Origin of the sequence: Bacteroides sp. GD17, from assembly GCF_038448625.1 — a bacterium.
In the GTDB taxonomy this organism is placed as follows: domain Bacteria; phylum Bacteroidota; class Bacteroidia; order Bacteroidales; family Bacteroidaceae; genus Bacteroides.
Genome location: NZ_JBCEZS010000011.1, coordinates 35,290 through 57,961, shown reverse-complemented (window position 1 = coordinate 57,961; position 22,672 = coordinate 35,290). Strand labels below are relative to the sequence as shown.

23 protein-coding genes and 1 tRNA gene are annotated in these 22,672 nt (G+C 45.4%); 5 read left to right on the top strand and 19 right to left on the bottom strand.

Annotated elements, in window-relative coordinates; genetic code table 11:
- Window positions 1-233 precede the first annotated feature (233 nt).
- Together AAE250_RS16425 and AAE250_RS16420 are read left to right on the top strand one after the other, a co-directional pair.
- Window positions 234-306 (top strand) — tRNA-Met (locus tag AAE250_RS16425).
- Between the two features lie 132 nt (window positions 307-438).
- The gene (locus tag AAE250_RS16420) at window positions 439-1,608 is read left to right on the top strand and encodes a tyrosine-type recombinase/integrase (RefSeq protein WP_294595578.1); all 1,170 of its coding nucleotides are present in this window, start codon (window positions 439-441) and stop codon (window positions 1,606-1,608) included.
- Window positions 1,609-1,625: 17 nt separating this feature from the next.
- Here AAE250_RS16420 and AAE250_RS16415 read toward each other — a convergent pair whose 3' ends face one another.
- The 5 genes from AAE250_RS16415 to AAE250_RS16395 all read right to left on the bottom strand — a co-directional run bounded on the left by AAE250_RS16415 (window position 1,626) and on the right by AAE250_RS16395 (window position 4,164).
- Window positions 1,626-2,141: a hypothetical protein gene (locus tag AAE250_RS16415; RefSeq protein WP_294595576.1), complete on the bottom strand. Its 516-nt coding sequence runs from the start codon at window positions 2,139-2,141 to the stop codon at window positions 1,626-1,628.
- Window positions 2,138-2,632, bottom strand: coding sequence for an N-acetylmuramoyl-L-alanine amidase (locus AAE250_RS16410; protein WP_294595574.1), 495 nt, complete (start codon window positions 2,630-2,632; stop codon window positions 2,138-2,140). Before AAE250_RS16410 ends, AAE250_RS16415 begins: the two co-directional genes overlap by 4 nt.
- On the bottom strand, window positions 2,629-2,871 hold the full coding sequence (locus AAE250_RS16405; RefSeq protein WP_294595572.1) for a hypothetical protein: 243 nt from the start codon (window positions 2,869-2,871) through the stop codon (window positions 2,629-2,631). The genes AAE250_RS16410 and AAE250_RS16405 overlap by 4 nt, the downstream gene beginning before the upstream one ends.
- Window positions 2,872-2,915: 44 nt before the next feature.
- Complete coding sequence (locus tag AAE250_RS16400) at window positions 2,916-3,524, bottom strand: master DNA invertase Mpi family serine-type recombinase (RefSeq protein ID WP_294595570.1); 609 nt, start codon at window positions 3,522-3,524, stop codon at window positions 2,916-2,918.
- A gap of 277 nt (window positions 3,525-3,801) precedes the next feature.
- Window positions 3,802-4,164: a recombinase family protein gene (locus AAE250_RS16395; protein WP_294595568.1), complete on the bottom strand. Its 363-nt coding sequence runs from the start codon at window positions 4,162-4,164 to the stop codon at window positions 3,802-3,804.
- Between the two features lie 110 nt (window positions 4,165-4,274).
- On the opposite strand from AAE250_RS16395, the gene AAE250_RS16390 reads away from it, so the two are divergent.
- The 3 genes from AAE250_RS16390 to AAE250_RS16380 all read left to right on the top strand — a co-directional run bounded on the left by AAE250_RS16390 (window position 4,275) and on the right by AAE250_RS16380 (window position 5,807).
- Window positions 4,275-4,808: a hypothetical protein gene (locus AAE250_RS16390; protein WP_342289170.1), complete on the top strand. Its 534-nt coding sequence runs from the start codon at window positions 4,275-4,277 to the stop codon at window positions 4,806-4,808.
- 60 nt (window positions 4,809-4,868) lie between these two features.
- On the top strand, window positions 4,869-5,249 hold the full coding sequence (locus tag AAE250_RS16385; protein WP_342289169.1) for a pyocin knob domain-containing protein: 381 nt from the start codon (window positions 4,869-4,871) through the stop codon (window positions 5,247-5,249).
- A 63-nt stretch (window positions 5,250-5,312) separates the two neighbouring features.
- Window positions 5,313-5,807: a hypothetical protein gene (locus tag AAE250_RS16380; RefSeq protein ID WP_342289167.1), complete on the top strand. Its 495-nt coding sequence runs from the start codon at window positions 5,313-5,315 to the stop codon at window positions 5,805-5,807.
- A gap of 27 nt (window positions 5,808-5,834) precedes the next feature.
- Here AAE250_RS16380 and AAE250_RS16375 read toward each other — a convergent pair whose 3' ends face one another.
- From AAE250_RS16375 to AAE250_RS16310, 14 genes are all read right to left on the bottom strand, one after another.
- Window positions 5,835-6,365 carry a hypothetical protein gene (locus tag AAE250_RS16375; RefSeq protein ID WP_342289166.1) on the bottom strand — a complete coding sequence of 177 codons (531 nt, stop codon included), beginning with the start codon at window positions 6,363-6,365 and terminating at the stop codon, window positions 5,835-5,837.
- Between the two features lie 148 nt (window positions 6,366-6,513).
- The gene (locus AAE250_RS16370; protein WP_342289164.1) at window positions 6,514-7,974 is read right to left on the bottom strand and encodes a hypothetical protein; all 1,461 of its coding nucleotides are present in this window, start codon (window positions 7,972-7,974) and stop codon (window positions 6,514-6,516) included.
- 10 nt (window positions 7,975-7,984) lie between these two features.
- Window positions 7,985-9,055, bottom strand: a complete 1,071-nt coding sequence (locus tag AAE250_RS16365) for a hypothetical protein (RefSeq protein ID WP_294601883.1) — start codon at window positions 9,053-9,055, stop codon at window positions 7,985-7,987.
- A complete protein-coding gene (locus AAE250_RS16360) occupies window positions 9,052-9,432 on the bottom strand; it encodes a hypothetical protein (protein ID WP_294601885.1) in 381 nt (126 codons plus the stop codon). The genes AAE250_RS16365 and AAE250_RS16360 overlap by 4 nt, the downstream gene beginning before the upstream one ends.
- Before the next feature lie 3 nt (window positions 9,433-9,435).
- Window positions 9,436-10,632, bottom strand: coding sequence for a hypothetical protein (locus AAE250_RS16355; RefSeq protein ID WP_294601887.1), 1,197 nt, complete (start codon window positions 10,630-10,632; stop codon window positions 9,436-9,438).
- 3 nt (window positions 10,633-10,635) lie between these two features.
- Window positions 10,636-12,156 (bottom strand): hypothetical protein, encoded by a 1,521-nt coding sequence (locus AAE250_RS16350; RefSeq protein ID WP_294601889.1) that lies wholly within the window; start codon window positions 12,154-12,156, stop codon window positions 10,636-10,638.
- The gene (locus AAE250_RS16345) at window positions 12,156-12,428 is read right to left on the bottom strand and encodes a hypothetical protein (RefSeq protein WP_294601891.1); all 273 of its coding nucleotides are present in this window, start codon (window positions 12,426-12,428) and stop codon (window positions 12,156-12,158) included. The genes AAE250_RS16350 and AAE250_RS16345 overlap by 1 nt, the downstream gene beginning before the upstream one ends.
- 42 nt (window positions 12,429-12,470) lie before the next feature.
- On the bottom strand, window positions 12,471-16,124 hold the full coding sequence (locus AAE250_RS16340; protein WP_294601893.1) for a phage tail tape measure protein: 3,654 nt from the start codon (window positions 16,122-16,124) through the stop codon (window positions 12,471-12,473).
- A gap of 117 nt (window positions 16,125-16,241) precedes the next feature.
- Window positions 16,242-18,086, bottom strand: coding sequence for a hypothetical protein (locus AAE250_RS16335; protein WP_294601895.1), 1,845 nt, complete (start codon window positions 18,084-18,086; stop codon window positions 16,242-16,244).
- Window positions 18,079-18,528 (bottom strand): hypothetical protein, encoded by a 450-nt coding sequence (locus tag AAE250_RS16330; RefSeq protein WP_294601896.1) that lies wholly within the window; start codon window positions 18,526-18,528, stop codon window positions 18,079-18,081. The genes AAE250_RS16335 and AAE250_RS16330 overlap by 8 nt, the downstream gene beginning before the upstream one ends.
- Window positions 18,525-19,526 (bottom strand): hypothetical protein, encoded by a 1,002-nt coding sequence (locus AAE250_RS16325; RefSeq protein WP_294601898.1) that lies wholly within the window; start codon window positions 19,524-19,526, stop codon window positions 18,525-18,527. Before AAE250_RS16325 ends, AAE250_RS16330 begins: the two co-directional genes overlap by 4 nt.
- Window positions 19,523-20,452: a DUF6712 family protein gene (locus AAE250_RS16320; protein ID WP_294601900.1), complete on the bottom strand. Its 930-nt coding sequence runs from the start codon at window positions 20,450-20,452 to the stop codon at window positions 19,523-19,525. The genes AAE250_RS16325 and AAE250_RS16320 overlap by 4 nt, the downstream gene beginning before the upstream one ends.
- A 5-nt stretch (window positions 20,453-20,457) precedes the next feature.
- Window positions 20,458-21,312 (bottom strand): hypothetical protein, encoded by an 855-nt coding sequence (locus tag AAE250_RS16315; RefSeq protein ID WP_294601902.1) that lies wholly within the window; start codon window positions 21,310-21,312, stop codon window positions 20,458-20,460.
- Between the two features lie 3 nt (window positions 21,313-21,315).
- A complete protein-coding gene (locus AAE250_RS16310; RefSeq protein WP_294601905.1) occupies window positions 21,316-22,671 on the bottom strand; it encodes a hypothetical protein in 1,356 nt (451 codons plus the stop codon).
- Between the last annotated feature and the right edge of the window lies 1 nt (window position 22,672).

Below are 22,672 nucleotides of genomic sequence, written 5' to 3'. Positions count from 1 at the left end.
ATTGCACATTGCTTAATAATTTGAGCAAAAGTAAGACATTTCTGCATATCCTACAAACAATTGTGCATTTTATTAACAATCGGGCAGAAAAAGAGGAATAAAAAAACGCCTTCCATACCAAGCTATCTATCAATATGTTATACACTAAACTGCATTTATTTAGAAAAATAAAGTAGATTTTATTTGCATATTCAAAGAAAAGCCGTACCTTTGCACCCACAAAACAATAACATCGCGGAGTGGAGCAGTTGGTAGCTCGTTGGGCTCATAACCCAAAGGTCATTCGTTCGAGTCGGATCTCCGCAACTATATCGAGGATAAAATACTGAAATACAGTTTTTTATCCTCGATTTCTTTAAAGAGGTCGGACAGATGTCGGACAAAAAAATAGCCCTATTATTCATCATACGTTTTCGTACTCGAAAAACGTATAAAAAAATGTCTTCACAAAAAACGAGAAAAGGCGCGTCTATTAAAGATGTTGTAACTTACACCCTCCCCAAATTACATTCAGGGAAGAATTGGTATGTTGATTTCCAGTGCTATGATCCTATTGATGGCCGAATGCGACGAAAGAAATTTATGCTTGATTCCATCACAAAAATTTCAGAGAGAAAAAAGCGTGCGGCCGAAATTATCGCGAACACAACCAACCGTTTACGCCAAGGATGGAACCCATGGATAGAAGCAACAACAGAACGCTTATATGCACAATTCCCAGAAGTGACATCTCACTATATAAGGTATATAGAGAAACTCACAGCCAGCAACACCTTGAAAAAGAAGACGTCTTATGATTATCAGTCACGGATGAATATGTTGCTTGAATACAATCTCAGCCGAAGCACCCCTATCGTATATATGTATCAGTTTGACCAGGCATATATCAGTGACTTTTTAGATTACATTCTTCTTGATCGAGATTCCACTGCCCGCACACGAAATAACTATCGGACATGGCTCTCCGCTTTCTGCACCTGGCTGCAAGAAAAAAAGTATTTGGAAACAAATCCAGTCGAAAAGATAAAAACCTTAGTTGAAGGAGAAAAATTCCGTTCAGCCTTCTCCCAAGCAGATCTGTCAAGAATGAAAGAATATTTAGAAGAGACAAACAAGCATTTCCTGCTGGCTTGCCAAATGGAATATTACACTTTCATTCGTCCGGACGAACTAAGCAACATACGTCTGAGAGACATCCATCTAAAGGAACAGAAGGTATTCGTGTCCTCTACAATATCAAAAAACCGTCGGGATGGTATGGTAGGACTAAACGACACGCTTATCAAGTTAATGATAGAGCTTGGGACTTTCGATAACAGCTCAGACTGCTATCTGTTTGGAAAAGATTTCAAACCGTCCCAAGCTAAAGCTGACGCACGAATATTTCGAGAATACTTTAATAAAGTTCGAGCATTACTCAAACTGCCTCAAAACTATCAATTCTACTCATTAAAAGACTCCGGCATTAGAGATTTGGCGAATGCTGAAGGAATTGTTGTTGCTCGCGATCAAGCCAGGCATTCGGACATATCAATCACTAATAAGTACTTGAAAGGCGATTCTTTGGCAGTACATGAGGAAACAAAGCATTTCAAAGGAGGGTTATAGATCGAAGCAAAGGCAGTTTAAGCTGCCTTACTGTTATTTTTCTTATTTACAATCTTTCCGATGATCACGATCACCGCCAAAGCAGAAATAGCCCATACCAAGCCGCCGATTTGTTTAGGAATCGTTGTCTCATCTTTGTGCTTCTGCACATCATGCTTATCGTTTTCCTGGCTTCGGGAAAACGTTTGGTCATCACTACTTTGATTCTCTTGTGTATTAGTCTTCTCTTCTTTTTTCTTATTTGTTTCTTTCCTGGTATTCTTCTTTGTTTCTGAAAGCAAAGGAGGTCTACCTGTTTGTGGATCAATCGGCTTACCAGTATCATAGAGTGTCGTAACCTCTTCTATCGTTTCGATTATATCTTCATGTTCCGTCTTTTCCACTTGTTGACTAACGGAAAATGTATCTTTGTGCTGATGATACAAAGATTCCTCAATAAACATTTCTTGCTTCGTGGTGGACTTATGACTACCACAGGACAACCATATTCCTGGCATCAGGAGAATGGTTATAAAGTAAATTAGTCGCTTCATGGATGTATCACAATATTACGTAAAAAATTGCAAAACTCACTCCTGACATCAAAACAAGGGCAAGCTTTAATATACTCTTTGGGTTCAATTTCTCCGCTTCCATCCAAATCGGGCGATGTATCACGATGACCCAACAGTTCAATGATGGGATATTCTTTACATAACTTAGCCACCAAATCACGGAGAGCTGCTTTCTGTGTTTCCGTACGGGTATCAGCAGGCTTTCCGTTGGCATCTAATCCGCCGATGTAGCAAATGCCGACCGAATGTTTATTGTATGATAACTCGGAGAAACCTTTTGTATTACAGTGTGCCCCGTCAATATTCAATGGTCGACCGTTCTCAATGGTACCATCAATGTCAATAACATAGTTGTAGCCTATCTGATTAAATCCGCGTGTTCGATGCATACGATCAATGTCATTGGCTCGCAAATCTTGCCCAGCACGTGTGGCTGAGCAATGGATGATAATTGCATCAATAATCTTCATTTCTGATTTTCCTTTCCTGATATCTTATCCGCTAAATAGTTAATCTTACCGTTGACATATATACCAATTCCAAAAATACTACCTGCATAAAGTAGACATTGAGCAAAGAGCCACAAGACACTATCATCAATCTTGCCGAGGGGCGCAACAATAAATCCTGCAGTAGATAAACCAACACCACTAATTAGCATTCCAACAGCTGTCCATATCTGTATGGATTCTTTTGTTTCTTTCTTCATTTCATCCTTTACCTTTTTTTTCGACAAAGATAGGTGTGATATGCCTAAGAAGAAAGGACATCATTCATGCGCACAAGATGATCATCGAGGGTTTTAGGATTACATTTCAGCTTTCGACAGATAGCTGCCTTAGAGTAGCCGTAATCAAGCATTGTCTGGATAAGAGGTTCTTTGCCGGTCAACTTATAATGAGTGTTCTTCGTGCCGACTTCCCGCCCTAAACGTTGGCCGTTCGCTTTACGCCTGGCAAGCGCTTCCTTGGTTCGCTGTGAGATTAGATCGCGCTCGATCTGAGCAGAAAGACCGAATGCGAATGCAAGTATCTGACTATTAATATTGTTTCCAAGCTCATACCTTTCTTTAATGGTGAGTACCATCGTTTCCTTGGTCATACATAGGTTTAATATCGACATTATCTGCATGAGATTACGGCCTAATCGACTTATCTCCGTTATTATCAAAGTATCGCCTTTCTTCATCTTCCTCAATAAAGGACCAAGTTTACGATCGTTGGCTTTCTTTGTACCGGAGACGGTCTCTGATACCCATTTATCAATGACTACTTTTTTCTCGATAGCAAATTTCTGCACTTCGAACCTTTGATTTTCAAGAGTCTGCTTGTCTGTACTCACTCTTATATACGCGTAAACCATTTTTGCGCGTGAAGATACATGGTTTTATTTTTTAGGATGGCAGAAAATAGCACATTCGTTTCATGTGGTCATCCAAAGTCTTAGGATTACAATTAAAAATTCGACATATTTGAGCTTTAGAGATACCTGCCTTCAACATATCCTTCAAGATCTTCTCTTTGCCGGTCAGTTTATAGTGAGAATTGTGACTGCCCGCTTTTCTCCCCAATTTCATTCCCATCGCTACACGTCGAGCAAGTCCGGCCTTAGTTCTACGTGATATGTCTTCACGTTCTTTTTAGGCAAATAAGACCTTGAAAAAAGTATCTTGTACAGAATCCGAATCATCCATGACTATTTTATCGTCACGAACCTCTAAGATGTTTGCTTTAACCATTAAACAATGGGAAATTATAGAGATGACCATATAAGCGCAACGTCCCAAGCGTGATAGCTCTGTGACAAGAATAGTGTCTCCTTTTTGGATGATACTAAGTATATTTCCAAGTTTACGCACATTGGGATGTTTGGCACCGCTAACACTTTCAGCAATCCATTTATCTATGACTATCCCTTTCTTTGCACAATATTCGGCAATTTCATAGCGTTGGTTCTCAACTGTCTGTTTCTCTCCCGAAACTCTAATATATCCGTAATTCATAAGCTATAAATTTTCGCATTAAAAGTAAGAAAATATTCTCATTTATAAAAATGTTAAGAAAACAAGTATTTAGAGGCGCTTCCTTTGTCCGTCAAAAGTAAAGGATAGATATGATTGAGACGATACAATTATCGGAAGTAGAGAAAAACCTACCAGTAGGTGATGCAGCAAAGCTCAGAGGGCTAAATTCTGCAGGCAATGGAGTGCTAATGGATCCGGCTAATCTCCCGCATCCCAATATGGGAAGCGGTATTGTTAGTGGTAGTGTATATAATGGGAAGTGGTACAGAATTGCTATTGGGGCTATAGGTAACTATCCGTCTTCCGGTTTATTCAATATAGCAAATGTTTTTTATAATGAATCTCCAAGAGCAATAATAGTGTATGCATTTACAGAAGGCTATGGTAGCGGTTCTACCATAGTTAAAATGGCATCTTCACCAATAGCTCCTATAAATAAGGCTCGTGTTGTATATGCACAATCACAATCTTTAATAAGTTATTTAGATGTATATGTGCGGATTCCAGGGGAAACCAGATTCATTATATCTGCGTCCTGCCTAATTGAGTTTAAGTTGCAGAAACCAGAGGAAGTTAATGAAGCGATTCCTGAAGGGTATTCTGCAAAAGAATTTACTTTCTAAAAGAAGGGTTGCAGTAGCTCTTTTTTCAATCATATCCTTTGTCCATCAAAACTAAAGGATATGATAGAAACGATTGATATTAGTAATGCCTTGGGGCAACTTGCACCGGTGACGGATGTGGCGTATATATATGGAGGCACAGATAACAGTCAGGGAAAAATTAAGAAGAGTGATTTGTTGAGTGCAATGTTTCAATATAGAGGAGAAGTTACCGTGGATTATAACAACTTCAAAAATAGTGGAATATATCAGATATATGATTCTTCAAGAGGAGCGGATAATTCTCCGGATGGCATATTATATGGCGTATTAGTAGTATTTAAAACCACATACTATTTATTTCAAATAGCTGTAGAAGTACGTCCAACTGTTATGCTTGCCAAATTAAGAACAAATTCGGGAACTATGTGGTCTACTTGGAAATCAATAACTCTTACTTAATTAACGAGCAATATTTGACCTCTCGTTCTTCTGCCATATCTTGTGTCCGTCAAAAGTAAAGGTATGATTGAGACAATACAAGTTAGCGATAGTAGCGTAATCAACAGTATATCAGAAAAATTTCCGAATGCAGATATTGGGATAAAGGGTGGATTGGCTGCTGGTAGATATGGGTCAATAGGTTTTGGGGATATTTCATTAAAAGCCTTCGTTATAGAACTTGCATCAAAATCATTAGCCGAATTGGTCATTTCGACTGGTAGTTATACTAATCCGGTCATTGTTGGTATTGCAATGGGTATGTCTGGCGGTGCATCATCTGGATTACCATACTCTCTTTATATCAAAACACTATGCGGAGTACCATGTATATCATCAGGGCAAGCATTTCACAGATATGGAAAGAATTACATACAAATTGCATTGACAAATTCAATTTCATGGAGCCGTATTTCTTTTTTTAGCCTGCACAATATAGTAAATTCGATATCAATTGATGGATCGATGGAATATAACGCTGCAACTGACACCAATCTGGTAAACGGGAGTGTTGGATAAATATAGGGGCGCTATGCCCCTATAGATTTAATTTATAACAGTATAGCCGTCAGGAGCGCTGTTTTGTAAAATGTTTGCTTGGATTGTAACAAAGCTATTAACATTAAGCATCGAAACAAGTACAATATGATTATACTGAACGACTTTCATCCAAATCTCTATAAGGCCGCTCTCCTTCACATATCCGACTTCGGGTGATGAGAATATTGTATATTTAGATGCGATAACATTGCCTCTATGCAATCTTAATGATACATACTGCATGCCAATTATTGATGTGTAAACGTTTCCTCCGCTAATTTGTAGCAACATGGAGTTTTTATATCCTTCTTCATATCCTGTTGGCTGATCGGCTTTCATAGAAGCAATTTTGAGATATCGAACCGGATCTAAAGAAGTATCAATTAGCATCACCTTCCTCACACATAATGCTGCATCTGCAACTTGCTGAGCGCTTGTATTTATACCACCCCCAGCAGCATTTAATGCTCTAATTTTGGATGGTGTTCCTTCCGGCAAACTTTTTTCCGCATCTGCCAACTGTATAGTCTCTATCATACCTTGTACTTTTGACGGACATCTTTTCTGTTATGAAAATCAGTCCAATTTAACATTTTATTTACTATCTCTTTTTGTTTAATTTATTTTCCGAAATCACAGCGTTCGGGAGGCGCTGGGAAAAGACAGAATTCTCTGTATATTACAATTACATTCTGAGCTCCAATAATTGAAAAATGAAGCTCCCATCATTTAACGAATCATCATCTGATACCATAACATCAAAGTATGTTGTTCCACGACTCTTTAAGGTTGCTTTGGATGCATTTGTTGAGGTATTATACACAGCATCATATCCTGTCAACAAAACTATGTAATCCGTACCAAAGAGTCCCCAGGAAGATGAAAAGTTCACTCTATAAATCCCAGTACTTTGTCTTGTCACAGTCAAGGCAGAGTCATCGAAGGTATAGCGCTCATTCATAGATGCTCCGGTATTGGTACCATACACTTTTCCTTGTGCTAATACTAAGGGAGATTTCTTGAGCTGATTGTATGGGCTATTGAGAATAAGCCAACGATTGGCACCATTGTATAAGATAACTTTCATTTGGAGTTCTGCATCATTGGTTAGCGTGATCATCGCTTTGTTAATTGGGAGAAACTCTTCTCCACCAGTAATCCGAATATAAGGAGCGGGCGATATTCGTCCAAAAGCTTTAAAATGATACAAGTTCAATTCCGTACCAGCCGCTACATCTTGGGCAGACGGTATATAGAGATCGTGTTGCTGGTAGCCGCTCCCCAAACAGTTAACATAGGCGTTTGTGCGTCCTGAGACAGTTATATACTTAGCGATATTTGGAGTTACATCAATCCCTATATATGGCGTTACGATACTTCCACGCACGTTCACGTCATTGCAAGTAAATGAACCGGTTAAGAAATCCAATAGCAAATTAGGGGTAAAATCAGACTTCCCAAACCCGCGATAATCTACCGTGGATTTGCCGGAAGCATCAACTCCCTGCTGCGAGTACATATACTCATCCTTGAATACGGCAGAACCAATCAGTGCGAAATTAGCAAGCAATATCTGCGTAGCAAGTATCTTATTATAAGGATATGACACCCACAGTTTGCTGGTCGGGTTGTTCTGTATCCATGTCTTCGGATCAGTAGCAGTATTACCCGGCACGCGACTGCTCCACATGTACAATACATCATCTACCATGATATACTCACCATTCTTATACGTGAGACCGGCAGACCAACCCTCTGCACGCGGAAACGGCGTGGCATTATCCACAATGATATTCACCTGCCGGCAGGCAATCTCCTTCGTGCGCGCCGAATCCTCATAAGCATATATGCTGATGCGGTTAGCCGTCGGGTACTTGTCAGCAGGAATTGTGTAACTATACGAGCTCACGGCGCCAGAAGAGTTATAGGTATATAATATCGTGACGCTACTACCCGCAACACTCTCAACCTTCAAGGTCAAATAAGCGGGCATTGCCGTTTTCAGGCTGCCCTCACCCGACCAAAACCGGATGGCGAGCGGAGACTTCTGGACATTGTACGCATCCAGCGAAACAGTCTCCGGATTTGTCTCAATCCACAAATGTACATCGTCAGCTGTTAAATAGAATGTATCAGTCAACATCATATCACATAATTTATGCAGTCCCGCTAATAGTGCCCGATAAGCCCATTTTAGCCCTAACCATATCATCATAACTCACTTGGCAATTTGTTCCCGTAAATGTAGCCGCACTTTTTCCCGTCAGAATAAATGCAGCACCGGCATTGTCTTTGATAGAGAAACTCCAGCTCTTAATAAGAGAAGGCACCTCTTCGCCGGTACTACGTTTGGCAGCAACCGGAGTAATAGTAGCAGTCTCTCCCTTCTTGACACAATTCCCGCTAATGCCGGTAATCTTCGTGACCATATAGTACGGATCAGAAAAGTCAGTAACTTCATCATAACCGGAGGCTATTTTGCTGCCACCCTTAGAAACATCACAGCGCAGCTTCAGTACATTGTTTACGTCCGAGGTACTTACAACTTGCGTCCGCGCAGTTCCCCAGTTGCTATCGCCTGCCCCCAGCATCCTGACCCATTGGAAGGTGAAACCTGTATAGTCAGTGATTTCGATACCATCCTTGAATACGCGTGCCGTCTCCGTGAGGCTTTCGCCCGCACTCACGAATTGAGAACCCTTATTGTTGGATATCACAACGTCATACTGATTACCGGTACTCTCCTGGATAACCACTTCTTTGGATAGTCCATTAAAGGCAACGGAGGTGCCGCCGACCTCAATCGTACCTGACACAGTGATACGGTCATTGTCGTAGCCGGATATCGGTACCAGGTTCTTCATCACGCGTAAGGCAGCGAGCTGATACGTCTTGCCACCTATATTCGCACTGTATGCAGTCAACTTCTTAAAATATCCGACCATACCGCTATTGGTTGACAAGCCATTACTATCAAAGGTCAGCAACAGATCATTATACCGGTATTCGACTGTTTGAGGTACCAGGATGCTTCCATCTGCGATACTACGCAAAATAACAACTACGGTGGGACGGCTATTCTCGGCCAACTTCGTGAAATCCGGGATAAACACATCCGTACCTTTATTATAGCGCTGGACCAAAGGAGTACCCTCAACACGGAGTGTTCCGTTGATGGTGGTACCGTCCATCAGTGCTATCAGCGTAAATAGACCCTCTACATTCATGCTTCACCTCCTTCTTCAGTAGCATCGGTTTCTGAACTGGGAGTATCAGACGGAATGCCATCCGGATCTGCTCCCGTGCCTTCATCAGGTTCCAGCGCCGGAACCTCTTCGGCAGGTTCTTCATCGCTGGTGCTTTCGGTAGTATCTGACGGCGTTTCTTCAGGCGTTTCAGCAGCATCATCATACAATCCACTATCCTTCTGCTGCTGAATCAGTTCGAGAAGGCTATCGTCAGAGATAATTTCAGGCGTAAAATTAGAAAGCACCTTGAGAGCACTGAGCGGCAGAATGAGACGCCCGTCAGGGATGCGCTCAGCATACTGATAGTCATATCCCTGGTCATCCATTTGTTCTTTTTTAACGAGTAGATAATTCATAAGCTATTCATATTTTGATGTGATAAGATATTTAGAGCCGGAGGTAATAGCCTTGGTGCCGGACATTACCAAAGCAGTGACGGCATACATATACACCTTGGTATAAATTCCCAGGCTATACAACGGATCGAAATTATAGGTCTTAGGCTGAAACTCAACCGTCCGCCCGGTACCGACCAATACGGCACTACTGCCGGGCTTGGACGATTTGCAGTACCATTCAATTTTAAAGAGGTCATTCTTCGAATTGCTGATCAGGTTGTTATTGTACTTCAGTTGCGCCTCGAAACCGACGGTCGTATTCATACGCGCCGTCAGTTTGATGCCTTTGGTCTGTCGGACATCCACACGCAAGGTTCTCGGCATTTCAACCTTGACAGCTGTTGTTGCCATTAGCTCTGCAGAAGACGGCACAGATGGCCGGGTTCCGCTATACCAGGCGGCACGGGCGCGAACGGTCAAACGGCGGAACATCCTGGCATCAACCGTGATTTTCTTTCCCCAGGTACCGTTAGAGTTCCTGCCGTTAACGAAGATATTGATCTCGTCATCCGTAAAGTTACGCCAAACACCATTTTCAAATACTTCCCACCAGTATGCAGCATTCGCATCCGCTACCGGATCTTCACCGGTGTAGAGTTGTGCAGTGATACTGTACAACCATGCGCCACCCGATGCAGGAACCACATCCAGAGGATTGATAGTCCATCCTTTCGGCTTGTCAAGCTTCAGCGAGTAATTCAATGAGTCGAACAGTGTTGTTTTCAGCACAATACTCCGCTCAACCGTCTCCTGCGTATTTTTACGCTTGTCGGTGAATGTAAATAGACAGTGCAGTTCAAGAGGAGTATTGTAATCGATATTCTTCTTGACTTTTAATGAATATGTAGGTGTGCCGCTATCGGATATCACATATCCGGATGTTGCCGATATAATGCGGTTGCTGCCGTCAGCCTTAGGCGATCCCTCGTACCATTCTGCACCGGTGATAACCTGGCTGCCACTCATAATCCCTTCAGGATCTTGTGCAGAGATATAAGGCATGAGGACGCAGGGGATCAGGTTTCGATCAGGTTCGTATTTGCCCGTGTCCTTATTATAGTTCTGGACCGGGTTACCCGATAAAACCTGAATCTCTGCCAGGAACGAATACGGATCAATGTGCACAGGCACATCTTGAGGTTGACTGATTAATGGCATATACTATATTTTAAATCCAACATAATTTTCTACTGTCTCAAATTGCTCACCCACCGGAATAAATATTCTGCAGACAAACTTTACCATCCTGACAGACAATCCCCATTCGCTACCCATATCGGCGGAAGATAAATGGATGACATGCTTCTGTCCGTCTACATAGGTGGGCTTCCAGGTATTATCGGCCGGAGTATTACCGGTATCACGGAGCCATTCTATTTCGACACCGGTAGTGGCCATCAGCACGTTCGTTATATCACGGTTGGAGTAGCTGACTACAGCAGCGATATCCGTGTTTACATTCGTGCGGAAGAACTGCCAGCCGTTGGTAGACGTGAATTCTAGATGATAGTTCTTGTCACCTTCAAGCATCACCCATCCGGGAGAGTTCCATGCCGGTTCATCAATGGTCTTGTCAACGAGGCATCCCCATTTACATCCGAAATGATAAACCGTGTGCTGCTCCAACTGCGTGGTGACAGACTGGTCCTCAAGCATGACCTCATGAGTGACGAACCTGTAAGGCTCGTTACCCTGCGCGGTGGCCAGTGACCACTCGCCGCGGTCTACCTTTTTGGGTATGATATCGCCGTTCCAATCCGCTTCATAGATTTTTTCAAAAACACCGATTTTCGACATGACACCGACATCCGTCGGGCCGATAGGCAACTTATCTATCATCTTGACATTTGGAAAACGGCCGATCGTGAGCGCATAGTTGTAGTCTTCCAGAATGGGTTTGAACACATTCTGAAGGAACATCATTCTCCCTTCACGGGAAGAGATAAGCCAGCTCTGTGCACGCTCGTTAGGTGGTTCATTCTCATCGGGCATCACGGCATTACCCCGGCGAGCTACATTGTATTTGGCTACCGGAGGATAATTCTTTCCGCCTGGCACCTCGCTGTCGGGATAAAGCACGACAGTCAGCGTATTATCGTTGCGGTTCTTCGCCACACAACGGAACCAGGACTTGTAATAGTCAGTGCCACCAAGCAGCAAGTTGTTAATGATGGAGAACATAACGTCCTCCCCGTCGAGAGTAGTCCAATCGGTATCGGTACGTTTCTCCATCCACAACTTGTAAGTGCTATCATCAATTTTCTCGACTTTCTCAATGCAACCGCAGTCGGAGAAAGAGAAATCGCCGGCCATAGCCTGCAGGTCGTTAATGATTAAGCGCATGACCGTCATAGAATCTCGAACTTCCAATCGGGACAGCTGCATACGGCCATTGGTATCAGCAAGAACACCCTTGCCTGCTATCATGGAGTCAATGGCCTCGCCTACTTCAAGACCACCCAATAGTTTCAATAGATAATTGGTAAAATCTGGCTGATCCTTATGAAGGAAAAGACCATTAATCTCCTTTATGACCTCCTCCAACAATTTTTCATCAGCCTCCGACAGTTCCTTCAGCGCATCAGCGATACGGGAAAAGTTACGCTGCCACTTCAACCGCACATCCCGCCCGGTATCGTTCGCTCCATTCCAAGGGATTATATTTTCAAACTTAGTGTCCATCAGCTTAATTCAAGTTCTTCTCCATTGAATGTCAACAACAGAGGTTGCCAACACATACCATACTCCATTGTGTCCAGATCTATGAAATTCAGCATATAGTCCGCAAAGCGGTTCTGTTCTTTGCGGCTCTGCTTCCGAAGACGCGCATTATTCATAGCTACTACACCGTCACTCTTACGGCGTTCGTAGCTGTAACTCATGAAGGAAAAAGAGAAGCTCTTTCCTTCTGACGACAACCGTCTCATCTCATCTATTGCCTGAAATACTTTCATACCGCAAAGTTACCGGGACCACCCCCGTTAAAAAAGGACATATCATCGGCTCACGTTGCTTTCCAATTTCTCCACCTGTTTGATGCCATCGCGTACTTTGCGTGGATCTACAATCAACTCTTTATTGCACAGCACGCCCAGCAAACGATTATTCTCAATGAGTAACCGTACCACCTGCGACCTCTGCTCGGGAGTCAGATCCGAAGATGTAGCACCAGCAAAAGAGAAAGAAGACAGCACTCCGTCATCACTGTACCCACCACTATACCTCCCGCTACGAGTCCGTACTTGTTCCAATATCTGCGTCGTATTAATCATGCGGATGGTACCATTCTTCTGCGCCACATCGAACACATCCAGAAATTGGCGCACATGCGGATTGGCCACACCTTCATGGTTGGTCACAAACTCATTCTTATGTACCGGAATAACACCAGCCACGTCATCAGGATTACCGTTCTTGGTATAACCCTCTACATACTCATCCACATAACCACCGGATTTCAACCCCTTCGCTTCATCACGCTGTTGCTTGGCAACGGCTATTTGCGCCGCGCCACTTGCGACGGCTGCCGCAGCAGCTACCGCTCCAAGAGCAGGCCCCACAATGGGAATACCCGCCATCGCTTTATACGCCTCCATGGCGGCAACCGCAGTACTGGCAGTCACTTGCAGTACGGACGCGGCAAATTGCTTATCCGCATACTTCTTTTTCACCTCGTTGATGGCTTCTTCTTTCCCCTCCTCCAGCTTGGTAGTATCCTTGCCCGCTTTCTTGGCAGCAGCTATCTGCTTGTCATATTTGCGGGTGATCTTGCTTATCTCGGCATCCTGCAATGCGCCAATCACCTGACTGGCCGCCGCAGCTGCTTGCCCGATAACATCAAATGTAGCCTTCTCAGCATCTTCGCGCGCCTGTTTCTGTTCCTCGGCTATACGTGTCTTTTCTTCCTGGTACTCTTCATAAGTGATCAGATCGGCATCATACATCGCCTTCAGGATATCATTTTTCTGATTAAAGTCCGAAGTATTATCAATGCTGTTATATCCCGAATCGCGTTGTTTATCCTTATCCTCCTCCTTATCCTTCAGTTGCCTGTCCAATATCTGTCCATTGATATCAGCCACATCATCACCATAAACTGCCAGCATATCCCTGCGTTGCTTCAGATAGTCAAGCTCCAGATCTTTCAACTTCTCCTGATAGTCGGATTCCCGCTGAATATCACCATTCATATACGCCTCTTTAACAGCCGTCCGTTGAGTCTGATATTCTTCTTCGAGCATAGCGATGTTGGAATCATGCGCATTCTTATCCGCACCATTCGCTAACTGCGTCAGACGATCGGCTTCGGCAATCATCTTATCATAAATCTGGCCTTGTATGTTCGACGCATCTTTGCCGTAGCTCTCCAGTAATGCCTTTCGTTTTAACAGATACTGCATTTCAGCATCATATAGCGCTTGCTGGTACTCTTGCTGCGTCAATTGCTCATTGAGGTACTTCTCTTTTTGCAGATTCTTCTCTGCATCATAAGACTCTTTGAGCTTGGCCTCACGTGCCTTTAACTCTTTATCCAATGCGCTCTCATCAACACCGCCGCCACCGTTCGGATCTTCTTTGTCTTCTTCAGGCAACTTAGCCAGAATAGCCTCCAGCTCCTTCTTTTTCACGGCATAGCTGCCATACAGCTTCAGGCGCTCTTCGAGCTGGTGCTTCAGCCCGCCGATGACCGCTTTCTCCAGAGACTTGTCATCGCCAATCCATTTCATCTTTTCAGCCTTCTGCTCCTGGTACCATTTCCGATGGACGGCCATTTCTTCGGCCATGCGGTCGTTCAGTTCGCTGATGGCCGCTTCGGTTTCTCTTCTGGTACGTTTTTTCTGGTCATCATCCAGCAAATCCAAGTTATCGGCCTTCGACTTGATTTTAGAGATGCGCCCCATCAACGCCTCATATTGCTCCATCTTGGCATTCAAGGCCTCTTGAGCTTCGGTAGCTTCATTCGTTTTGGTCTTGAAAATGGCCAAGTACGTGATGACGCCTGCCAAGAGCGATGCAATAACCCCCAAAGGGTTGGCTTTTAAAGCTCCATTGAACAATCTCACGGCCACCGTACCGGCTTTGACAATACCGTTCCACGCTCCGCGGGCAATCGTGTCTGCTCTCACCACAACCGTATAAGCAGCCAGTGCAGCAGAAGCCGCAATGATAGCCCCCTTGTATTCAAACATCACGGAAACGAGTTTGCTCATTCCCTTCACCGTCAGACTACCGGTAGTTATCATATACTTCATCACCGGCTGCAACTTCTCTCCGAGCTCGATACGCACCTCTTTAAAATTCTTTTTCGCCTTATCCAATCCCGCTTGAACCGTGTTATTCTGTACATTGTACTCATTTACCACGCTGGTACCGTCACGATAAGCCTCATTGGCCAACTTCTGGGCCACCCGGATATCATCAATCTTGCCCGCCATTGTGCTGATAACACCTGAAGCACGGACGCCATCCAGTCCCATCTCCTTGAACATGGGGGCCAGCTGATCAAGTCCCCCCTTCTTATTCAATGTATCCAAGAACTGGAGCATTGCCTCATTAGCATCTTTCTTGATGAGCGAAGAAAACTCCTCGACGCTCTGCCCTGCAATCTTTGCAAACTTGGCAGGCGTCTGAAACATCTTCATCATCAACGTTTGGAAAGCCGTAGCGGCCATTTCTTGCTGTTGCATGTTCTGGTCAAGCACGGAGGCATATCCGATGATATCGCCTTGTGCGACCTTCGCTTGATTAGCCGCCCCCGCCACACGTGCGGTAAAACCGACCAGATATGCCTCTGCAGCCGATGAATTCTGAGCAACCTCATTGATGGCGCTACCGGTAGCCAGCATCGCCCCCCTCAATCCGAGTTTCTCATCCTCACCGAACATCTGCGCCAGCTTGCCAATGTTTTTCACGGCATCCTCGCCCAAATCCTCACCCAGGGCAACATTAATCTTATCAGCAGCATCCACAAACTCCAGTACTTCATCTTTAGCAGTGATGCCCAAGCGTCCCGCATCACCCGCCAGCGCGTTCAACTTCTCCCGCGCCGTACGAGTATCCATCTGCTTAAACTCTTCGTTCAGCTCCTTGATTTCTTCACGTGTCATGCCGGTATACTTTCGCACCTGGCTCTCAGCTTCTTCCATGACCGCGAACTCTTCCACGCACTTACGCGCAGTCAGAGCAACCCCAGTAAGCGACGCAATAGCCCCCGCTCCTACAGCAGCATAGCGGTTAAATCCGTCTGCCACTTTGGAAAGAGAAAAACGGGTTTCGCTTGCCTGTACGGACAGTTCCTTCATCCGATTTTTAGTCAGCAGATAATCTGCCCGCAGCGCCTTCCACTTCTCCGTGCCGGGAACAGCCTTATCCATCTCCCTTTTCAGTTGGTTCGCCCCCTTTCTCAACTCCGAATAAGATAAAGAGCACAGTCCCGTCTCCTTACGTTGGGCGGCAAGGCTCTTATTCAGTTCATCCTGCTTCTGCTTAAGAGCCTTGTACTCATCAGAGTTTTTCTTGCCCTCAGCAGCCAACTTCTTCATTTCCTCAGTAACAGAGGCTATCTGCTCCTTAGTTTCAACAAACTTCGCCTTAGCATCCGAATTATCTATCCGGATGGCCATTCTAAAGTCACTTATATTAATCGACATACCTATTGAATTGTTTTTCACAAAGGTATCAGGCAGTTCAGCCTCGAAAAAGGACATAAAAAAACCTGGCTATCCGTCACAGACCACCAGGTTCACCCTCCTATCGAACAAAAAGTATCATTCATCCAGCCACCGGCCATTATCTATCCACACACCGCCATCACGCCACTTACCATCCGCCAATATCCAACGGATATCAGCCTCCGTATCACTGATACGGATAGGGTAAAACGTTCCCGTCCATGCCCCCTTGCGGCCATTCTCATCTATTACAAATTCCGTCTCCTTACAGATATACCGCTTGTTGCGTATCTCATACACATACTTCGCATCATACAAATTAGGATCATAACTCTCAATCTTTACCCCTTTGGTAAAATCTATATCATAATTACCTTGATAAAACAAGCTGTCAAGAGTTATCAAGCGCAGAGATGCCCCTACTGTATTAGTCTGATAATATTCAGAAACAGTGCTAAATCCCGACGGACGATACTCATCTGTATAAGGTATCGGGAACTGCCTCTCAAGCCCGCCCAATGTCTTGAAGGTTGCAAGCCCGGAATAGAATGCCAAATATATGTTATCCTTACTCCCGGAACTCTCTTGCTGGCTATTGTTCTCTATCTGATCAGCCAGTGTACCTTGCACTTCCTCTTCCGAAGAAGTGCCGCCAACGGTTGGAATCCACATATCAAGATCCTCAAATGCTACTCCTTCAGAGTAAGATGCCATCCTTGCCACACTCATCTCTGCCGGCATCATTTCAAGTTCAATTGTATTCACCGCATCCTCGCGTACCAATGGAGCAAACTCATTCAGCATCACATACACCGGTTGGTTCTTCCAATCTTCAAGATCCTTTATATAGAGATATTGCCGGCCGTCTTTTTTATCCGTATAAATTGTATCGGTTAACTTATGCGCTTCATCCATAAACCACTCCTGCAAACGCCGGAATGTTTGCGGAGTATAATCAGCCGGAATAGTTCCTTTCTTTGCCTCCTTCAGTATATTATCCGGCAGGCACCGCCAACGCCAATAAGCACTCTCTGGGAATTTATATTGCACATTGGATGCTGCATTCGTATCTTGCTCTGGTTCTTTATCCACTTCAACCTCATACACATCCTTCACCTGCCGTACATGGACACACGGAACTCCCTGGAAAAAATTACCCTCTGCCAGAATTCTGACGGATCGTTTCCTATTATCAATCACAAATACCACATTGAACAGATTCTCTATTTGTTCCAGAAAGTCTTGTACAGACCATCCGGGAATCATTTTATTCCATTCATTCGTCTCTTCTGCATGGCATATATACAGTTCTTTGAACGCCGTATCTTCAAGCTGGTTCAGAATCATGTCATAACCCAAAGCGCGGAACAGCTCCTTTATGTACGCACAGAGATACGGCTGTGCATACCAATAGGCGTCATCGGCCACCAATTTCAGTTCGTCGGAAACATTTTTGCGCGATAGCCCCCATTTGTTAACAATATGATCTGCCGCCTGATTGACCAATGGTGCCAGACAAAACTCAACTTCGGGATATCGCTTCTCTATATATTTCAGATCACCCCAAGCAGGTACGGTCTCTTTCATTTTCAAAAACGAAATCTGCAGATCACTCCCGATAACATAGTTGAGTTCCGAGTTGCCACTGGCTATCTGTATCGTAACTGTTTTCTCCGTCCATCCGGTGATGATCTCTGTTCCATTACAATACATCCGGTTGTCAGCAACCAAGATGGCCGAACGTTTCTCACGTACTTCTTGCGTGACGTTCAGTCGGTTGATATGCGCGTACAGTTCAGCATTCGTCGGATTCGTCAACGGCAAAGTGATGTCATACGTATACTCACCGTTCTTAGTAACCAACGGATTCTCACGCTTCACCTGTACATTGAAACCCTTCGGCAGCACCACCGATATCCCGTCTATAAACAGCTCAGTCATAATCCGCCAATTTTAATCCGATACTCAAACCGTTGAATCCGCCGAAAACATCGTACTCCCATTCCGTATTCATGTCATCAGCCCCCGATATCTCTCCGCAAACGAAATTCATGGTACGCAACTCCTCCTTCATCACCTGCATCACCTGCTGAATCTTGCCGTAATGCAACAGTTCATCCCCATCATCCTCACTGCCTGAAGCCACTTTCTCCAGTAGGAACAAGAGCAGGCCGTTTTTCTCCTGATAGTTATCAGCCGTGCCTTTCGACTCCGCATCCGGATAATTTGCACAAAGCATCAATCCCGCCTTGTCCTTCAGTTTCTTCACCAGATGCTTGTCACTGACGGCTATCACCACGCCTTCAATCTTCATTTCGCTACGGGCATTCACCCGCTCCCTCAGCTCGGCCAATATTTCTCGGTACCGTAATATGTCAATCATACGCTTATCAGATTATTTTGCTCCGGATTCGCCATACGGAAGCTGAACTCTACAGCCTTCAGTAAGCTCCTTCGGAACTCACGTTCAAACTTTTGCTTAGTAATCACAATCGGGAGCCATTCACCATCTACCAGAATATCCGCTTCTTGCGCATTGACAAGGTTATGCCATAACTTGTAATCGCTCTGCAGCATCACAGCACCACTGTTGACCGTATATTCATCCGTCACCTTCAGACCGAACTTACGTTCTATCCCATACATGGCAGCCGTGTCTCCCTCGTTGTTGCCCGCCATCTTCAGTCCGCCCGTAGCCGTGAGCGTCTCCGGCATATCATATACATTCTTAAAGCGGAAACACCACATTTCCGCATACCGCGTACGATCCACATAGAAAAGCATGGAACCGCCCGACATCCCTATCTTATAGCGAGCTGGATCAGATTTCGAGAAACCAGTAATAATAAGCTCCGGGCTGACATCGACACTAACCAGCTCTGTACTCCCAACATAATCTATCCGTCTGAACACAGTTTCTTCTGAGTCATCATCCCAATATCCGGTAATCTCTATTCCTAAACCACCAGATACTGGTTCAAGATATCCACTTACATACTCCTTCATCCCCGGACGGGTTACCTTAGTCGATACTTCGCTCAAACATCCCGGTGCTTCCGCATCTTTCTTTGTCTGGAGGCGGCTGAACATGACAAGACTCTGCGCATCCTCCACCCCATTAATCAAGAAAGAAAACGTACCAGCCGCATCTGTCTGCACAGTGTTCTCACCAGCGCACCATACTCCCCATAGTGCCAGCTCGCAAAACTTGCCCAGATCACGCACCCGCACCTGGTTATTCGCATCCGGAACATACTCTTCGTCAAGAATCGTGTTCCCCCCGTATTTCACGGCAAACGCTATCGTCACATCCGTGTCAATCACATAGTCCCGCATAGTTCCGCAGAACTCTCTTACCCTTGGTCTTTGAATCACATTCATAAGCGGCAATATTTATTTCTTCGATCATTCTTTGGCAGCATGTTGTACTCTGGTACCTGCCCCCCATCACGTGCCCGCTTCATTTCATCCACCCAAGTAGTGGCATCATCCGCCATCCAGCGAGATACCCTCTCTATGTCAGCCAGCGAAGCGGGTTTGCTTTTATCCATTCCGCTCTCGGTCATGTACTTATGTACCACTCCTCCGGGTATCAGGCTCAACGGCAGCCGACGTAAAGCCATGCTCATAGCCAGTAGTGCCACTGCTTTGCACGCGGCAAAATGTGCATCGGTCTCGGGTGTCGAGCTCTCGCCCAGCAGCTGCTCCCATTCGCTCCCATAGGCCCGTTTCACCGTCAGCATTTGTGCTTCGCGGATAAACGGTACCAGCATCAGGTACATACGTTCGCTGCGGTCAATGGGGAAATAAGAGTCAAACGCATCACCGTTGCGAATAATCAGCGACTGAGATAGCTTGCACAAGTCGCTCTCAACCCACTCTTTTATCTTTTTTTTATTCAGGTACCGTATAAGCGCATCCACCGCCTTATGATACTCCTCCAGATGCAGTGCATCATCGCGATCAAGCTGCCACTCCCATGGCAGTTTTTCGCTCCCGTCGGTGGCCGCCTTGAACTTTCGCCCGTCATCCTCATGGCTGAGATCATTCTTCTGATACATCCGCAGCGTAGCCAGCAGTGCAATCGGACGCTGCACCTTGCGGACAAGTTCCTTATCCGCATCCGCTTCGCCCTCATTGTAATATTTATCCGCCAGCTCCACCACATCGGGCCCTACCAGCAGAGATAATTCTTCCGTAGCGATATCGATCTCTCCGGCCACCTTACCGAAATCATTGTTTGCGTAGTAATTGCCAGTCAGTTCCCGCAACTCTTTGGCTCCTTTGCCATCCTTGTTGAAAATCATAGCAGCTATTTTTTTAGGTTTCTCAATATCTCGTCGGCCCGTTGCTTGTCATCGAGCAGCTTCATCATCACACGCAGCAGCAGGGTATCATCGGTCGCATCCACATTGCCGAAGATACCGCTTTCGGCCACCGAATAAAGCACACTGTTCATGCCCAGATTTTGGATAATGCCGGGGGAATAGCCCCCGCTCTTCTTATGCCGGTCGAAAACGGGCGCAAAACACAATTCCAGCCCGTCAATGATAAATGTTCCGGTAAACAAGTACTGGCAGAAATAGGCAAACCAAGCATAAATACCCCATTGTATCCATACAGGCATATCACGAACCAGCCCCATGTATCGGTTCATATATTGCGGTCGGAACGGCTCTCTCATGATGCAGCCTTTATCTTTCACAGGCTTGCGATAGAGGATGCCGCATAAAGCTCGCAGGTCTGCCAAATCATGCTCCGCATTGAACTTGTTAACCACGGCAGCCGCCTGGCGAAACTCACCAAAGGTCAAATCAGCGCCGTGGCTCATCGGCCCGCGTAGGTACCGCCATGCGGGAAGCAAGTTCGCCGTACAGTCATACGTCAGCTCCACAATGGTGCCGCCTTGTGCTTCTTCGTCTTCGCCCGCTCTCCACATCCAGTCCAGCGTCTTGGCCAATCCGTCTACAAGGCGCATGTCTTCTATCTTGGAACGAAAGCGATATCCACGATTCTTCAGTACATACGCACACCATTCGCGCTTAATATCCACCAGCTCCAGCCCTGGCTGACGCATCAGCTTATCACGTATCTTCAGCAGGTGCAGCCACTCCGTCGGTCTCACCTCTTCCCAGCATTCGGGAAATTCAATGTCTTTTTGCTTCATAGGTTATACTTGATTCGTCGGCCTGTCAGGAGCCGACACGTTATCTTCTTTGTTGATCACCTTGCGATAAATACCGAGGAATACCCCCTTCTTGTTCGGGAAGTTGATACGAATGGCATCATTGATGGCCTCCAGTGCAATCTCTTCGGGTATCTGCGTATCAGCTCCGTAGAATATCTTTAGCGCATACAGCATTTGGCTGCCGCTGTCACTCTTGCCGTCGATGATGATGTTGGCCAGTGCGGGAGACAGGCCGAAACCACTTGTCGTGGAGCTGTCGGCAATACGCGATATCTTCGCCTGCGCCTCGATGTATTTGTCGATATTCATCTCGATAGGCTCAATCTTCCAGCTCTGCATATTGCCGTCTTGATCTACGAAGTCCACGCAAGAGAAGAATTTACCGGCATTCTTCTTGCCCGCCATCACATTGGCGATGGTCTCTGTCAGTTCATCCTTCAGCCTCTCCATCTCCTTCTGGATCTGATCTTCTTTCCAATCTTCGTGCATGGTCATCACCAGTTCACGTTTTTGATTCCAGTACTCTTGCGGAGCATGCACCACATACGCAGCGGCAATCATGTTCTCATTCAGGTGTCGGATAATCTCCGGAAGATTATTCGCATTTTCCAGCCAGGGCACGGAGCCGTAAAAACAAGATATAGCATACATGCTGCGCCCGAAGCTGCGCAGACAGTGATATTTCACCGCTGTTTCGTGCTTGGCGGGATGCCACTTGTCGAAAGCGGGATACTTCAGGAAAGTATGACTTCGGTAGCTGTCAAAGTCGCCTGTGAGGTACCCTTTTACATCTTCAAGCCGACGGCTGTCATTGTCAGGCCATATCAGGCGGCACTCCCTGCTGTGCAGGCATTCAAGCCGATTTACCCACGGGCGGCCGATGCGGACACCCTTCGCCATGTAATATTTGGAAAACTGGCCGTTCATGTGCGTGTACTCTACCAGCGCATCGCGAATGTAGCCACGATAATCCCAGCTATCCAGCCAGTCTTGAATCTCTTCATCTTCTATCCACTCTTGGACACGCTCGTTGTTCTCAATCTTCACCCGATAAAGGAGCGGCCCTTGGCCATACAGCAATCCCGTTTTACGATCCAGAATACCCGGACCGAGATTGTTCTTCTCCAGCAGGTCACGGATGGCATCCGGCAGGTTGTTGTCAATTCCCCATGGCACGACTCTGACTCCGGCAACCGATACCGGATCACCATCCCAATCCTGCGAATCACCGTTGAAGAAACGGCTCATCTCCTGACTCCAGTTCATGTTAATAGCATACTGGCCCTCTGCCGTATCTACGAAGCTGAAATTCCCTATTTTTTTAAAGTTGTCTCCCATA

Bases quoted from the DNA above. Each gene is read 5' to 3' on its own strand.
- AAE250_RS16420 (WP_294595578.1), top strand. From the start codon at position 439: ATGTCTTCACAAAAAACGAGAAAAGGCGCGTCTATTAAAGATGTTGTA.
- AAE250_RS16415 (WP_294595576.1), bottom strand. From the start codon at position 2,141: ATGAAGCGACTAATTTACTTTATAACCATTCTCCTGATGCCAGGAATA.
- AAE250_RS16410 (WP_294595574.1), bottom strand. From the start codon at position 2,632: ATGAAGATTATTGATGCAATTATCATCCATTGCTCAGCCACACGTGCT.
- AAE250_RS16405 (WP_294595572.1), bottom strand. From the start codon at position 2,871: ATGAAGAAAGAAACAAAAGAATCCATACAGATATGGACAGCTGTTGGA.
- AAE250_RS16400 (WP_294595570.1), bottom strand. From the start codon at position 3,524: ATGGTTTACGCGTATATAAGAGTGAGTACAGACAAGCAGACTCTTGAA.
- AAE250_RS16395 (WP_294595568.1), bottom strand. From the start codon at position 4,164: ATGAATTACGGATATATTAGAGTTTCGGGAGAGAAACAGACAGTTGAG.
- AAE250_RS16390 (WP_342289170.1), top strand. From the start codon at position 4,275: ATGATTGAGACGATACAATTATCGGAAGTAGAGAAAAACCTACCAGTA.
- AAE250_RS16385 (WP_342289169.1), top strand. From the start codon at position 4,869: ATGATAGAAACGATTGATATTAGTAATGCCTTGGGGCAACTTGCACCG.
- AAE250_RS16380 (WP_342289167.1), top strand. From the start codon at position 5,313: ATGATTGAGACAATACAAGTTAGCGATAGTAGCGTAATCAACAGTATA.
- AAE250_RS16375 (WP_342289166.1), bottom strand. From the start codon at position 6,365: ATGATAGAGACTATACAGTTGGCAGATGCGGAAAAAAGTTTGCCGGAA.
- AAE250_RS16370 (WP_342289164.1), bottom strand. From the start codon at position 7,974: ATGATGTTGACTGATACATTCTATTTAACAGCTGACGATGTACATTTG.
- AAE250_RS16365 (WP_294601883.1), bottom strand. From the start codon at position 9,055: ATGAATGTAGAGGGTCTATTTACGCTGATAGCACTGATGGACGGTACC.
- AAE250_RS16360 (WP_294601885.1), bottom strand. From the start codon at position 9,432: ATGAATTATCTACTCGTTAAAAAAGAACAAATGGATGACCAGGGATAT.
- AAE250_RS16355 (WP_294601887.1), bottom strand. From the start codon at position 10,632: ATGCCATTAATCAGTCAACCTCAAGATGTGCCTGTGCACATTGATCCG.
- AAE250_RS16350 (WP_294601889.1), bottom strand. From the start codon at position 12,156: ATGGACACTAAGTTTGAAAATATAATCCCTTGGAATGGAGCGAACGAT.
- AAE250_RS16345 (WP_294601891.1), bottom strand. From the start codon at position 12,428: ATGAAAGTATTTCAGGCAATAGATGAGATGAGACGGTTGTCGTCAGAA.
- AAE250_RS16340 (WP_294601893.1), bottom strand. From the start codon at position 16,124: ATGTCGATTAATATAAGTGACTTTAGAATGGCCATCCGGATAGATAAT.
- AAE250_RS16335 (WP_294601895.1), bottom strand. From the start codon at position 18,086: ATGACTGAGCTGTTTATAGACGGGATATCGGTGGTGCTGCCGAAGGGT.
- AAE250_RS16330 (WP_294601896.1), bottom strand. From the start codon at position 18,528: ATGATTGACATATTACGGTACCGAGAAATATTGGCCGAGCTGAGGGAG.
- AAE250_RS16325 (WP_294601898.1), bottom strand. From the start codon at position 19,526: ATGAATGTGATTCAAAGACCAAGGGTAAGAGAGTTCTGCGGAACTATG.
- AAE250_RS16320 (WP_294601900.1), bottom strand. From the start codon at position 20,452: ATGATTTTCAACAAGGATGGCAAAGGAGCCAAAGAGTTGCGGGAACTG.
- AAE250_RS16315 (WP_294601902.1), bottom strand. From the start codon at position 21,312: ATGAAGCAAAAAGACATTGAATTTCCCGAATGCTGGGAAGAGGTGAGA.
- AAE250_RS16310 (WP_294601905.1), bottom strand. From the start codon at position 22,671: ATGGGAGACAACTTTAAAAAAATAGGGAATTTCAGCTTCGTAGATACG.